This window comes from Mesorhizobium sp. WSM4844 (assembly GCF_055811775.1).
The window spans coordinates 76692-89494 of the sequence record NZ_JBVVQB010000016.1; the positions used below are offsets into that span (position 1 = coordinate 76692).

Genomic DNA, 12803 nt, shown 5'->3' on the forward strand with positions numbered 1-12803 from the left:
CATGTTGCCGGGCCTCACTCGAGCATCACCCGAGGATGCAGCCGGGAGACCCGCGGCGGCGGCAGCTTTCGGCGAGATCATGGACCGATTTCTCAATAGTCCGTGACGTGTCTGCAGAGCGAGCCTAGGCGGCGACGCATGCGAGGCTGGCGCGGGGCTGGTCAAGAGGGCATTGTCGACATACAGGGCAGCGGAACGCTCGGCTCGGCAGAGAAGCGAACTGGGCCTCTTGACACATGATCGCCTTTGGGGGGCGGAGAGATGACCGCCTTGCGGAGATTTGAGAGGCCGGTTGTTGTCCGGGTTGGCCGCGGGATGTGACCACCGAGATGCTTAGGGGCGTCTCTGACATGCTGAGCGGCTTTGCCCGCCATGAGCAGCTCGACACGAACCGCAAGGCGCTAATAGCTGCATGTGAAGAACAGCCCGATCGCCGCTGCGACGTGAGGCCCTATTATGGCGGCGCCTTCTACTACCTCCAGCAGAAGCTTGAAATTGAGGACGTGCGCCTCGTCTACGCGCCCGCGCTCGGCATCGGCAACTTCGGCGTTCAAACGGACAATTGGATGTGGCCGCGCAACACGGGCGACTTCGGCTTCTATCGCGCCTATGTCGCTCCTGACGGTTCCTCCCGGCTTTATGCGCGCGACAATGTGCCTTACCGGCCAAAGATTTGGCTGCCCATAGCCCGTGAAGGCGTCAAGAAGGCGATTTTGTGATGGTCGCCGGCTTTCCCGGCGCAACCCACCGATTCCTCACCGCCGATGAAGTCCGGTTCAACTTCGCCGACTACGAACCACTGTCCCAGCGTTTGCTCTCGGATTATGCCGATCAGATCAACCGAGCCACGGCAAGCAATCGCGAAGCGCAGATCCGCTACGCCTCCATCCTGCAAGGCGTGGAAAACTACAAGAAGAAGCTGGGGGCGATCTAGCCGGCGCCGACGCGATCGGCCTCGACGCGCGCAAGGCCATCGAGGAGAAAGCTTTTCGCGCCTGGGTCGCCGAGTACCCGTGCGGCAGACGCGCTTTTGACGCAGCAAACCGCGAACTGGACGGGATGGTGGGCGAAAATAGCCGGGCTTTGCTGGCGAGGCTGCGCCAGGCGTTGCTCAATCGCGCGCAACTACTGTCATCGGCACGCACTCTCTATCGCTGGACAAAGGAGCACGAGAAGGCCGATGAAGACCGTGAAAGCGGCTTTCAGGATCGTGACCGTAAAGAACTCTCGGATCAGCTGACGCAGATCGAGCGCGGCTATTTGCCAGACATCGATCGAAAGCTGTTCGAGGCCGCACTCGACGAATATCGCCGGCTGGATGCAAAGGACCGCGATACTGCTTTCGAAAGCGCTTTGGACCAAATTGGCCTTGACCGACTTTATGCAGACACCAACTCGCAGACACGGCAACGCGGCTCGGCTGGCCCGACAAGCCCGCTGCTGCCTTCGAGGCGTCGGACGATCCTTTCATCAAGCTGGCGGTCGCGCTCTATCCCGGCGACATAGCTGCGAAGCACGCTGCGAAGGACCGCGCTGGACGCAGCCAGGCGGCTCGCGCCATCTATATGCACGGCCAGCGTGCCTACCGCCAGGCAATCGGCCGGCCGATGTATCCCGACGCGAATGGCTCGCTGCGCATCAACTGGGGCAAGGTGGCGGGGCGAACACGCGACGGGCAGATCTGGATGCCCTTTACCACGGCCGAGGGACTTCTAGCCAAAGAAACGGGCAAGGGTGAGTTGGACGCTCCAGATCCGGCTATCGCAGCGATCCGAGCCAGGATTATGGCCCCTATGTCGCGCCGACGCTGGGCACGTTACCGGTCACCTTTCTGTCCACCGCCGACATTACCAACGGCAACAGCGGCTCGGCGACGCTGAATGGGCGCGGCGAGTTCGTCGGTCTCGCCTTCGATGGCACGCTTGATGGAGTGATCTCCGATTGGGCATATGCCGCAGACCGCAATCGCAGCATCCATGTCGACAGTCGCTTCATGCTCTGGACCATGGACAAGATTGACGGCGCTGGCCGGTTGCTCAAGGAGACGGGAGTGCTCCCGGCGTCGCGCTCCTGAGCGGGGTAGTCTGGTGGTAGCGAAATGCAATTCGGGGACATTGACGTGAGCTTGCCACAGCGATCGTTGATCGTGCTCGAATCGGCCGGCGCTCCAATGCATGCGCAACATTCAAAGGTTCGCCAGCGCCTGAGCCGTTGCCCAATACCGTTTCTCCCTTGGCATAACTTCAAATGACGTAACTCTGTGTAGTCGCACCGATGCGCCTGAACATCGCACTTTCATCTTTTTTGCGTGTTTCGCAAACTCTGGACAGGGCTAAATTGCGGATGGCTGTTTCGCTAAGTCCACGCACAGCTTGCCGGCGTCTCTCCTCGGGAGAGCTGGCTTGATTTGTCTGAACAGTTTGGCGAGGACCGCGAATGAAGGCAGCATAGGGAATGGAAGCGCCACGGGCGACGACTCGATAGAAGCGGTTCAGCCGTTCGACCAGCGAAGTGACGTTCGTTAATCGCACTACTCAGGGTCCGAGCTGAAGCCCTCAATCGAGGAGCGGTTTTTCTTGAGCATGGCCTGAAGAGACGTGTCGAGATTATCGTGCAGGCCTTCAGCATGATCCCGCCGATGGTCTCAGGCACAGATCGTATAGCGACCATGCCCTTCCGGCTGGTTGAGCATTTCAAGACAACCTTGCCCCTGCGGATCGTCGAACTTCCGCTGCCGCTTCCCGCATTCACCGAGGCCCTCCAATGGCCCGTCCTTCACAACAGTGATGCGGCAAGCATCTGGATGCGAGAGATATTGTTAAAGGCGTCTCGAATGACTCCTCCGCGGGACGCCAAAAGCCGTCTCAGGCACCCCTAATTTACTCCCGCGTCTCACGCCGCCATTCGCGTCAATAGCCCTTGTTGGACTAGATCGATGCTCGCGGCAAGTGCGCCGGCGAGATCGTCCAGCGGGTGGGCTGCGTCGACAAACGGTGCGAATGAGAAGGGGCCCGCATAACCGCCTTCAAGCAGCGCCCGGATCTGGCTGCCATTGTCGGAACCGAATAGGACGCGATCCGGGTAAATCCAGTGGATTGGATCGTTCACTCTTGAAATGTGCACGAGACCGGTCAGGTCGCAGGAGAAGAATGGCTCCCCGGCGAGCGTGTGATGAAACGTGTCGTGCACGAGGCGGAAGACGGACTGGCCATCAATGGCGGCAATGGCCTTAGCCGCTTCGTTCTTCGATCGAAGCGAGCAGGTCTGGAAGCCCAGCGGCTCGATGAGACCGATCAGGCCGCGCGACTGGAGGATCGGCTTGAGCGCCTTCAAGGCGACGCGGAGATCGCCCCGGCGCTCGCCATTGGCGGGCCAGGAGCCGTCGTTGACAGGCATTAGCATGAGCGTCTTGGCTCCGCAGGCCGCCGCATAATCGGCGAGCTTGCTCGCCTCGGTCTTGCGGGCGGGGGTCCACTCATTGAAGCGCTGCAAGGCATTGATGGAAATAATCCCAACGCCTGTTTCGGCGGCGGCAGAGCGGACGTCCGCCGCCGGCATGCCGCGTGCAATAGCATTGCTGCGCTGTTGGCTGCGGATCTGGACATCGGTCAGGCCCTGGTCACGGGCAAAAGCGAAAAGTGCCCTGACGTCGAGTCCGGGCGTCGCCATGTGGTCGAGTGCAAAGCGGGGCGCTGCTTGGCGCATGGCTTGGTTTTCCTTCAATGTTCCCGGAAATTTTGACGCTATTGCGACACTTGACTTAAGACAAACGATTAGATCAGATGTTTTTCATCTGAAAAGGAGATGGCTGATGAACAGCGCCGACCTCAGGTTTTTCCAGGCGGTTGTGAGAGCAAACAGCACGGATTGAAGCACAATGGCTGGCCAGGGTGCTCCGCTTGCGCGTGCCATGCGGCCAAACTCATTTCGACATCGGTTAAGGAGCTTGAGGTCAGCACTGCTGCTCTTAAGACCGAGGTTCAACAATCAAATCGAGATCAGTAAGTGTGACTGTCGTCGAAGGTGACCCGCAGCAGCCGAGTGCCCCATCTGTGGGATGCCTCTCGTTTTGCCAAAACTTGGACAGTCACACGATCTTCGCATGATGGGGTCGGAACAAGAACTGCTCAAAATCGTACGAGGCATTTATCAACCAAAGGCAGCTACGGTTGATTTGATGATGATTCCTTCACCCAGGCTTCGGCGCATCTGGCGCCCCGTGGCGACGCGAAAAACTCTCAGTAGCTGCAGCGCCGGCGGCACACGCGACCAGATGGTCCTCAAGACTTCTAGGCCATGCCGGGTTTTCCGAACGGCGCTCCCGGATACCACGCGCTGTGACCATCGGAAGCCAACCTCGTGGAAATACACGTCGGCATGCTGCGGGCTGATATGATGAAAGACGCCGGCGATGGTCCGGCGGACGCGGGAGTTGAAGCCCTCTACCGAATTGACGTGGACGGCATCGCGAACATACTCACCACTGGAATGCTTCACGGGCTCGTGCTTGGCAAAGCTCTCACCAATGGCCATGAATGCTTTCCACTCATCGCTCATCAAATGAGCTCTCGACTCGATCTGCGCTTCAATGACGCGTTCGCTTGCTCGCGCTGAGAGACCGGTCACGACCGCGGCTCCGTTGCTCCACAGTCGAGAATGCGGATGTCGGTTGTGTGCATCGGTGATACATGCTTGCGCCGCGCGATAGGTCTCGGACCGCGCGTGGAAGGTGCGCATCCAGCCGATCTGGTGCGCGCTGATGCCCTTGGACGCGCTCGCCATTCGCTTCGGACCGAGGTTGGTCGCATCGGCCAGCACGCCAGCCAGCATGGCCGAGACATTTCTTGGGACGTCGCCGGTGCGAATATACCAAACGCACCCTAGGCTGGCGGTCGCCCCGAACAGTGCAAAGGCTGCATCACGCACGCCATGACCGGTGGCGAAACTCTGACGGATTGGGCTCTTTGCGGTCTTCCCGCCTTTGCGAAGCTCCTCGAAGACCGGGGATTCGCTCAGCTTGAGGCGCAGATAAAGAGACAGCACGATCAAAACCGATGATAGCAGGAACGGAATTCTCCAACCCCATTGCTTGAAGAGTTCTTCGCCGAGCGACAGCCGGCACGTAAGCACGACGACAATCGCCAGAAAAAAGCCGACGGTTGCCGTTGTCTGGATAAAGCTCGTGAAGAACCCGCGCCGGTTCGCCGGTGCGTGTTCTGCGACGTAAACGGGGCGCCGCCGTATTCGCCGCCGATCGCCAATACCTGGATGAGCCGAAGGACCACAAGAGCGATCGGCGCGAAATATCCCGCGGTCTCAAAGGTTGGCAAGACGCCGACGAGCGCGGTCGCAATGCCCATCAGAATGAGCGTCATCAAGAACGTGCTCTTGCGTCCGACGCGGTCGCCGATGCTGCCGAACAGCAGGGCTCCCAATGGGCGCACGAGGAAGCCTGTGGTAAAGGTTGCGACGCTGATCAGAACAGCTGCCGTCGGTTCATTGGCAGGGTAGAAGAGCGTTGAGAAGAAAATCGCCAGATTTCCGTAAAGATATTCCGTAAAGATAGAAGTCGTACCATTCGATGACCGTGCCGGCGCTTGATGTAAGGACGACGGTACAGATACCTGGTTTGCGGACCGAGTCGCCCCTTTCCTGTAGCTGTTGCGTGCTGCAGTTCCCCTTTATGTTTTGAAAGTAGTCGGCCCTCTCTTCAGGGCCGTAATAAGTCAGCTCGCGATGCGCTGATCGAATGCGTAGACGCCAAGTCTTTCGCTTGCCTCGCGCACCGTTCGGCGGACGATGTCCTTCGCCGACGGCAGATCGTTGATGAGGCCCACCGCCTCACCGACAGTCACGTTGGCCGTGTCATAGTCGCCAGAGGCCCATGCCGCCTCGACCTTCGACAATTCTTCGGAATGCAGCGTGCGCAGCTCTTCTTCCCGCCCGTGCCACTTGTCGATGAAGCCGTTTTTGAGCAGTCGGCCGGTATAGCCAGCGGGCCAAGCCTTCTGACGGACGATATCGTAGACGGAAGTCCGGATTGTCTCGTCGCCAGAGGCAGCGACTACCTTGTCCTTGGCTGCCGGATGGATGAGCGACTCGCGCGTAGCCCAGAACCTGGTTCCCATCAGGACCCCGTCTGCTCCGAGCATCAGCGAAGCGGCCAGGCCACGACCGTCGGCAATGCCGCCTGCCGCCACGACAATGACAGAAGGCGAAATCTTTGCCACCAGATCCACGACTGCGGGAACGAAGGGCATCGTTGACCGCGCGACCAGGCCATGGCCGCCGGCCTCGGTCCCCTGAACAATAAGAATGTCGGCGCCAACGTCGATTGCGCGCCGGGCATGTTCGAGTGTGTGGATCATGCAAATCAGCGGAACACCCGACTGCTTGACCCGTGCCGCGAGCCTCGCCGGATCCGAAAACGAAAGCATCATCGCGGACGGACGCTCCGCAAGTGCGCGGTCAAACAGATCAAGGTCGGCTTCGACTGCCCAGGCGATGAACCCGCAGCCAACGCGTTCATTGGTAATCAGCGACGACTCTGTTTCGTACCATTGACGATCAGCATATCCCCCACCCAACAGGCCCAGACCGCCGGCGTCGGCGACGGCGGACGCAAGCGCGCCACCCGCGGCCGGTGTCATCGGGGCAAGGATGATGGGATGCTTGATTTCGAAAAATTCTGTCAGACGCGTTCGTATCGTCATCAATACTTCTCCCAGTTTGAGGAATGTTCCCGGAAATTTTTCTTTGACGCTATTGCGACACTTGACTTAAGACAAACGATTAGATCAGATGTTTTTCATCTGAAAAGGAGATGGCCGATGAACAGCGCCGACCTCAGGTTTTTCCAGGCGGTGGTGAGAGCAAACAGTATCGGAGGGGCTGCCGGTGTGCTCAACACGGTGCAATCCAACGTCACCGCGAGAATAAAATCGCTTGAGGAGGAAATCGGTGCTCCGCTTTTTCATCGCTCCAGGCGAGGGGTTACACTGACAGCCACCGGCATTCAGCTCGTTCCCTATGCTGAGCGCGTCGGAGAGCTTCTGGACGAAGCCAAGCGCGTCGTCACAGACCGCGGTACGCCGTGCGGTTTACTCAGGATCGGCTCCATGGAGACCACTGCAGCGCTTCGCCTTCCACCGATCCTGATCCGCTATGCTGCAGAATATCCAGAGGTCGACGTACTGGTGGAGGCTGCCCCGACGGAACAGCTCGTCAGCGAGGTCGTCGGACGCAAACTGGATGGCGCGTTCGTCTCCGGCCCCATCGCTCATCCCGAACTGAAGAGCCTATCGATCGTCGAAGAGGAGCTCGTTGTGATCTCCTCGCCGCGGTTTCGCGAGCTTTCGGATCTGAAGGCCTTGGCCGCATCGCCGGCTCTGAAGGTCCTCGCTTTTCGATCGGGCTGTTCCTATCGCCGGCGCATGGACATGTTCCTGGCGGCGTGTGGGGTAACGCATGTCCGCTGGATGGAACTCGGAACAATGGACGGGATCATCGGCTGCGTCGCCGCCGGGGTAGGGATGGCCATGCTACCTCGGGGGGTCGTTCAGGATGCGGCAGCCGACGGACAGGTCATCATACACCAGCTACCTGACAATCTGCGGTCGGCGCCGACTGTTTTTGTGACGCGGAGCGACGAGTATCTCTCCGCGGCACTTCAGGCTTTCATGGCGGTGGCGTCTGAGGCGCATTCACGGCCTCAGCCGGCAGGACCAGAGCCGGCCCGACAACTGCAGCGGGCTTAAGAAAGATGGAGCAAAAACAAGGGGTCAGTCAGATCTATCTGACGCATCACCAGCATCTTTGCGATATCGCCCGGCAATGCGCGCATACGAGCTGGCCGTGCCGCTCGAGCCGGAACGGCGAGTTGCGTGACACGTCGAAGCCCAAGAGCTGCCCTATCAAGGCCGGCCGGGCCGGCGACCAGCACCCGGCAGCCGGGCAGCGCGCCAAAAGGACCCCGCCCGTCATATGAACTGCATCCCTCATAGTGCGTCGCAACATTTTGATGCTGCACTGCGGAACTTTGCGGTAAAGCGGGAGTTCTCTGTGCTTCTAGCAAGCGAGGGCTCGATGAGGCGCTACAAGATTCTGCCGTCGGAACCAGGGCTGTGGTCTGTGATCGATAGCCTGACAGGGCTTCCCGCCGAGAGATACGGTCGGCCGCTCACCGGGCTGACCCGGTACGAAGCCGAAGAGGCTGCCTTTAACCTCAGCGAGAGCACTCCGCCATGGATGGCCTTGGTCAGACGTCGCAGACCTTAATCAAGGCTGCCGAATCCACGGATGGTCGAACGCGATGCGCCTCCCACTCCATCACACCCTTTCGCGTAACCTCTCACCTCTTCCTTCTGGATGCGCGCGTCATGGCAGGGGGCGCATGTGCTCCCCAGTTCGCCCTGGCATAAGAGCCGGACCGTCGCGGTGCGCCACCAGATGGTTGGCGACCGTGGCCGGAATCGTCGCCCGTTCTCTTGCCGATGAAGTGCGGGGTGCCCGATACCGAAATGGCGCGCGAGCTCCCGAAACTTCTGCCGATCCTGACACAGGCGATCGACTGGAACCTCATCGAGCAGCAGTATGACGAGTTGATCAAATATGCGGCGGCCCTGCAGCACCGCACGGCCGATGCGGAATCGATCCTGCGCCGCTTTGCGCGGGCGAGCGTGCAGCGCCCAAGCTACAGGGCGCTGGCCCAACTCGGCAAGGCAATCAAGACCATTTTTCTCACCGCTATCTCGGCTCGGAAGCCTTCCGGCGCGAAATCCACGAAGTGTCGCTTGGCAGTTAATAGTGAGAACGCAGTCGTTCAGTCAGGTTTAGCAGTTTATTGCGAGAATGGCGTAGCTCGGATTCTTCATTTTAACTGCAGTCGCATCAGTGCAGTGGTGCTGAACTCCCTGGCGAGGCGACCGGCATCTTCGTGCTGGAGGAGAATATCGGACCGGTGCGTCGCGCGGTGAGCAAGCACGACGGCCCGACCTTCGACGAGTTCGATCTGGCGAAACTGCCGCTCTTTCGCAACGTGGTCGATCTTCAGCGACAGCCTAGCGACCCCGGCTTCTAAACGCCGTCATGGAGTAGCTCCTGCACTCGTTCGACCGAAATGTCCGATTCAAAGATCAGGTCGTGAGGGAATGCCCTCCCCGCAGATGATCGGCAGTCGCTCGATCGCGCGACGCGCGGGATCGGCTTCTTCCGTGAACCCGCAGGTCGATATCAGAAAAAGGTTGCGGCGGTTACCGCGAACTCATGGCTGGCGCAGCAAGCGCTCTTTTCAGCAAGCGCCCTGGTCGGGAGCCGGTGAGGATGAAATTCGGCTCGGGTGCGACGATTACATGCTCGATGTTCCATCCGGTCTTCCCGAGCATGTCTATAGCGACTTTTTTGTGTCCGAAACTGAACAAGAGTGTCGGAGCCCCACCCGCTGGCAGGCCGCTGGCCGTTGTCGCCGGCGCGGTCGAGTTCAGAGATATCCGGTTCGAATACCGGCAAGGAAAAGGGGTAATCGAGAATCTATCGCTCAGGGTCCGCGCCGGCGAGAAGGTCGGGCTCGTCGGCATGTCGGGGTCCGGCAAGTCAACGCTTGTCAGCCTGCTTCTGCGGTTCTTCGACGTAAACGATGGCGCAATCGTCGTCGACGGCCAGGATATTCGTTCGGTGACGCAGGCAAGCCTGCGTCAGAATATCGGGGTCGTGACCCAGGATGTCTCGTTGCTCCATCGCTCTGTCGGGGACAATATCCGTTACGGCCGGCCGGATGCCTCGCCGGAGGAGGTCGAACGCGCCGCAATGCTGGCCGATGCGGACTGTTTCGTGGCCGATCTCAAGGACAGCGAAAACCGCACCGGCTACGATGCTTTCGTCGGTGACCGCGGGGTGAAGCTTTCTGGCGGCCAGCGTCAGCGGGTCGCCATCGCTCGGGTGCTGCTTAAGGACGCGCCAATCCTCCTTCTAGACGAGGCGACTTCTGCCCTGGACAGCGAAGCCGAGGCGGCGGTCCAAAAAAACTCGAGCTCATAATGGAGGGCAAGACGGTGATCGCCATTGCCCACCGCCTGTCGACGATTGCCAGCATGGACAGGATCGTCGTGCTCGACAAAGGGCGCATCGTTGAGGAGGGCTCCCCCTCGGAGCTACTCAAACGCGACGGCCTGTATGCCCGCCTGTGGCGGCGGCAGACCGGCGGCCACATTGCCGACAGTTCCGAGGAGAGATAAGCCGACTGGAAGGTCGTTCGTCACGGCTCCGCGCTGCTCGCAATGCTTGGCTGTTGTCGTAGAGAGCGGGCATTTTCGCGTTAGACAAATCTCGGCTTTCGCCGCCTCCGTCGCAAATGTGTGGGAAGGGGCGACGAGATTGCCACAAGAGCTCTTCGGTTCTATCGCGAGAAGCTGACCGCCCGCGGCCGTGCCGATGCTGGTACCGCCGAGTCTTAAGCAGTGGTGATCGCTCGACTTCGTCTCCGACCGTTCCACATCCTCATCGTTTGCCGACGCCACCAATTGGCCCCGCAACGGGTCGCGAGCCGGAGTTCAACCAAGCCGTTCGCCCTAAAACTGATCCAGCTCAAGGCAGCCCACCGCTACCAATGTAGAACGGGCAACGAGCGCGGTGCGCACCAGACAAAGGGCAATAAAGCCGTCCTCGACATCGCATCGGAGTTCAACGTCTTTGCACCAATGCCCAGGAACGGTCGACGCGACAAACAACTCCCAACGTACAGGCGCTGAGAGCCGCCGACGTTCGGAAAATCACAAACGGGCTATCCCGATCCCTGGGGGGCCAAGGAGGCCGCCCCATGAATCGCTGCACATCATCAGTTGCAATTCTTGCTTTCGCCACCCCTGCACATTGTCTGCCGTCGCTACCGCGGCGGATCGGACCATCTATGCAGCCGCCCGACAAGAGCCTCGTGTTTCTTAGTGGCGTCGGCTACACGTGGCTCAAGGCCAACGAGCTTGTTTACGACAGGGGCAGATCACAATGGGCACGAACAATCCGCCGCTTTCGCCCGAGGACGTCGAACGCTTCGGGCCTGATCCCCTTACCAGCTTCCGCACCAATCTGGCGTCGGTTGAAGAGCGCATCACGCTTGCTTGCGCACGGGCCGGGCGCGACCGTGCCTCCGTGCGGTTGCTGCCGATCACCAAGACGGTGCCGGCCCATATCCTGCGATATGCCTTCGACGTCGGCATCAGCACTTTCGGCGAGAACAAGATCCAGGAGGCAATGACAAAGTGCGAGGCGCTTCACGATCTCGCCATCGACTGGAGCATCGTCGGACATCTCCAGACCAACAAGGCCAAATATCTGACCCGCTTCGCGCGTGAGTTTCATGCGCTCGACAGCCTGCGGCTCGCCGACCTTCTGAACACGAGGCTGGAGCGCGAAGATCGCTTCCTCGACGTCTATGTGCAGGTCAACACGTCTGGCGAGGACAGCAAGTTCGGCCTCCATCCGAACGCACTGCTGCCCTTCGTGGAGACCCTCGATCAGGTTCCCCGTCTCCGGCCATGCGGGTTGATGACACTTGCGCTGTTTTCCTCCGACATGGCCAAGGTGCGGCCTTGCTTCATTCTGCTGCGCCGGCTTCGGGACAAAGCCGTGAAGCACAACGCCGCGCTGACCGGGCTCTCCATGGGTATGACCGGAGACTTCGAGGAAGCCATCGAGGAAGGCGCCACTGTCGTGCGCGTCGGTCAGGCCATCTTCGGCAAGCGGCCGACGCCTGACGGCCACTACTGGCCGGGTTTCGCCCCCACCGATCGGGGAATTGAACCATGATTTTTCGCAAACGTAACAAGTGCGATCCTGTCCCTAGAGCAACGCGCTGTCAGCCGCTCCATCTGCCCGCTATGATCCGCCCTTGACAGATGTCTATACGCGTCAGCCGTCATACCCTCCCCAGAAGGCAACGTAGTCATGACCGGCCCTCCCCAGAAGTGCCGGCGCAACGAAAGTCACTTGCCAGCGTTGCCGTTGATCGAAGCCGCAGGAGGACGAAATGGCCGATGACAAGACCAAGCGTGATTTCCGCGACCGCAACCGCGTATCCGCCGATGAGGATTATGAGGTGGAACATTTCGCACGCGAGAACGGCATCACGCCAGAGCAGGTCCGTGAGCTAATAAAAGCCAACGGGAATGACCGCGACGCTTTAACAGCCGCTGCAAAGCAATTGAATACCGTGCTGCAAGGAGGTCCGCTGACCGGCTGATAGAGACATCACCATTTGGCACCAACGTGCGAGCATACAGGCTGCGGCAAGAATCGACAGGCTCGCGTTAGAGCGCTGGGGCACGTCGTTTCGGATGCCTTGCCTTCAACTTCAGACCGGGGGCTTGAAACGTCGACGCCGATCGTGAGGTCGGCGATGGTCTCGTCGTGGACTTCAACCGAATCCGGCAAACTGATCTTCTTGCAGCCTTGGCCGCTAGGGGACATTGCCGGTTGTGCTTTGACCGGTAATCGGTCTCGCGTTCAGCTCACGTGCCGAATGTGTCGAGCGAATGGAACCGATCACGCTTCGCAAAACCTCGAGTTTTGCGATGCCTGGTTTGTTTGACGGCCTGCAGATCAAGCGGCCTTGTCGAAATTCGAACCCGTCCAGCCTTAAAATGTCCTGCCGGACCGAGGCGGAGGGCTTTGTGCGGAAGGTGATCGCAATCGCTTCGGGTCCTACGTCGACCTGGCTCAACCCTAACTCCGCTGCATCTATTCGCAGTCGGCTTACCTCCAGCAGCGTGGCCGCTTCGCTCGGCATGGCTCCAAAGCGATCCTCCACCTCG

Annotated in this window: 7 protein-coding genes and 6 pseudogenes; 8 read left to right on the forward strand and 5 right to left on the reverse strand. The window is 59.9% G+C overall.

Annotated elements, in window-relative coordinates; translation table 11 throughout:
- The first annotated feature begins 350 nt into the window (after nt 1-350).
- Together AC0L2A_RS15420 and AC0L2A_RS15425 are read left to right on the forward strand one after the other, a co-directional pair.
- A pseudogene (locus tag AC0L2A_RS15420) lies at nt 351-2074 on the forward strand (S46 family peptidase).
- Between the two features lie 463 nt (nt 2075-2537).
- A pseudogene (locus AC0L2A_RS15425) lies at nt 2538-2878 on the forward strand (type 2 periplasmic-binding domain-containing protein); the annotation flags it as partial.
- A 14-nt stretch (nt 2879-2892) separates the two neighbouring features.
- Here the strand turns inward: AC0L2A_RS15425 and AC0L2A_RS15430 are convergent.
- The 4 genes and pseudogenes from AC0L2A_RS15430 to AC0L2A_RS15445 form a co-directional block, all read right to left on the reverse strand.
- Nucleotides 2893-3705 (reverse strand): TIM barrel protein, encoded by an 813-nt coding sequence (locus AC0L2A_RS15430; protein ID WP_473609489.1) that lies wholly within the window; start codon nt 3703-3705, stop codon nt 2893-2895.
- A gap of 444 nt (nt 3706-4149) precedes the next feature.
- Complete coding sequence (locus AC0L2A_RS15435) at nt 4150-4830, reverse strand: IS1595 family transposase (RefSeq protein ID WP_473609521.1); 681 nt, start codon at nt 4828-4830, stop codon at nt 4150-4152.
- 192 nt (nt 4831-5022) lie between these two features.
- Nucleotides 5023-5444, reverse strand: a pseudogene (locus AC0L2A_RS15440) (MFS transporter); the annotation flags it as partial.
- A 282-nt stretch (nt 5445-5726) separates the two neighbouring features.
- The gene (locus AC0L2A_RS15445) at nt 5727-6713 is read right to left on the reverse strand and encodes an NAD(P)H-dependent flavin oxidoreductase (RefSeq protein ID WP_473609490.1); all 987 of its coding nucleotides are present in this window, start codon (nt 6711-6713) and stop codon (nt 5727-5729) included.
- On the opposite strand from AC0L2A_RS15445, the gene AC0L2A_RS15450 reads away from it, so the two are divergent.
- The 6 genes and pseudogenes from AC0L2A_RS15450 (at nt 6669) to AC0L2A_RS15475 (ending at nt 12232) form a co-directional block, all read left to right on the forward strand.
- On the forward strand, nt 6669-7757 hold the full coding sequence (locus AC0L2A_RS15450; RefSeq protein WP_473609491.1) for a LysR family transcriptional regulator: 1089 nt from the start codon (nt 6669-6671) through the stop codon (nt 7755-7757). The two genes, AC0L2A_RS15445 and AC0L2A_RS15450, sit on opposite strands and share 45 nt — an antisense overlap.
- Before the next feature lie 738 nt (nt 7758-8495).
- Nucleotides 8496-8782 (forward strand): annotated as a pseudogene (locus tag AC0L2A_RS15455) (Tn3 family transposase); the annotation flags it as partial.
- Between the two features lie 120 nt (nt 8783-8902).
- Nucleotides 8903-9025: pseudogene (locus AC0L2A_RS15460) on the forward strand (phenazine biosynthesis protein PhzF); the annotation flags it as partial.
- A gap of 458 nt (nt 9026-9483) precedes the next feature.
- Nucleotides 9484-10232, forward strand: a pseudogene (locus AC0L2A_RS15465) (ABC transporter ATP-binding protein); the annotation flags it as partial.
- A 766-nt stretch (nt 10233-10998) separates the two neighbouring features.
- Nucleotides 10999-11799 (forward strand): YggS family pyridoxal phosphate-dependent enzyme, encoded by an 801-nt coding sequence (locus tag AC0L2A_RS15470; protein WP_473494815.1) that lies wholly within the window; start codon nt 10999-11001, stop codon nt 11797-11799.
- Nucleotides 11800-12019: 220 nt separating this feature from the next.
- The gene (locus tag AC0L2A_RS15475) at nt 12020-12232 is read left to right on the forward strand and encodes a DUF3606 domain-containing protein (RefSeq protein WP_473609493.1); all 213 of its coding nucleotides are present in this window, start codon (nt 12020-12022) and stop codon (nt 12230-12232) included.
- Nucleotides 12233-12448: 216 nt separating this feature from the next.
- Here the strand turns inward: AC0L2A_RS15475 and AC0L2A_RS15480 are convergent, their stop codons facing one another.
- On the reverse strand, nt 12449-12778 hold the full coding sequence (locus AC0L2A_RS15480) for a hypothetical protein (RefSeq protein WP_473609522.1): 330 nt from the start codon (nt 12776-12778) through the stop codon (nt 12449-12451).
- Nucleotides 12779-12803 lie beyond the last annotated feature (25 nt).

What these genes read in the sequence shown, in the direction of transcription:
- AC0L2A_RS15430 (WP_473609489.1), bottom strand. Translation starts at nt 3,705, where the DNA reads ATGCGCCAAGCAGCGCCCCGCTTTGCACTCGACCACATGGCGACGCCC.
- AC0L2A_RS15435 (WP_473609521.1), bottom strand. Translation starts at nt 4,830, where the DNA reads ATGCTGGCTGGCGTGCTGGCCGATGCGACCAACCTCGGTCCGAAGCGA.
- AC0L2A_RS15450 (WP_473609491.1), top strand. Translation starts at nt 6,669, where the DNA reads ATGCTTGATTTCGAAAAATTCTGTCAGACGCGTTCGTATCGTCATCAA.
- AC0L2A_RS15445 (WP_473609490.1), bottom strand. Translation starts at nt 6,713, where the DNA reads ATGACGATACGAACGCGTCTGACAGAATTTTTCGAAATCAAGCATCCC.
- AC0L2A_RS15470 (WP_473494815.1), top strand. Translation starts at nt 10,999, where the DNA reads ATGGGCACGAACAATCCGCCGCTTTCGCCCGAGGACGTCGAACGCTTC.
- AC0L2A_RS15475 (WP_473609493.1), top strand. Translation starts at nt 12,020, where the DNA reads ATGGCCGATGACAAGACCAAGCGTGATTTCCGCGACCGCAACCGCGTA.
- AC0L2A_RS15480 (WP_473609522.1), bottom strand. Translation starts at nt 12,778, where the DNA reads ATGCCGAGCGAAGCGGCCACGCTGCTGGAGGTAAGCCGACTGCGAATA.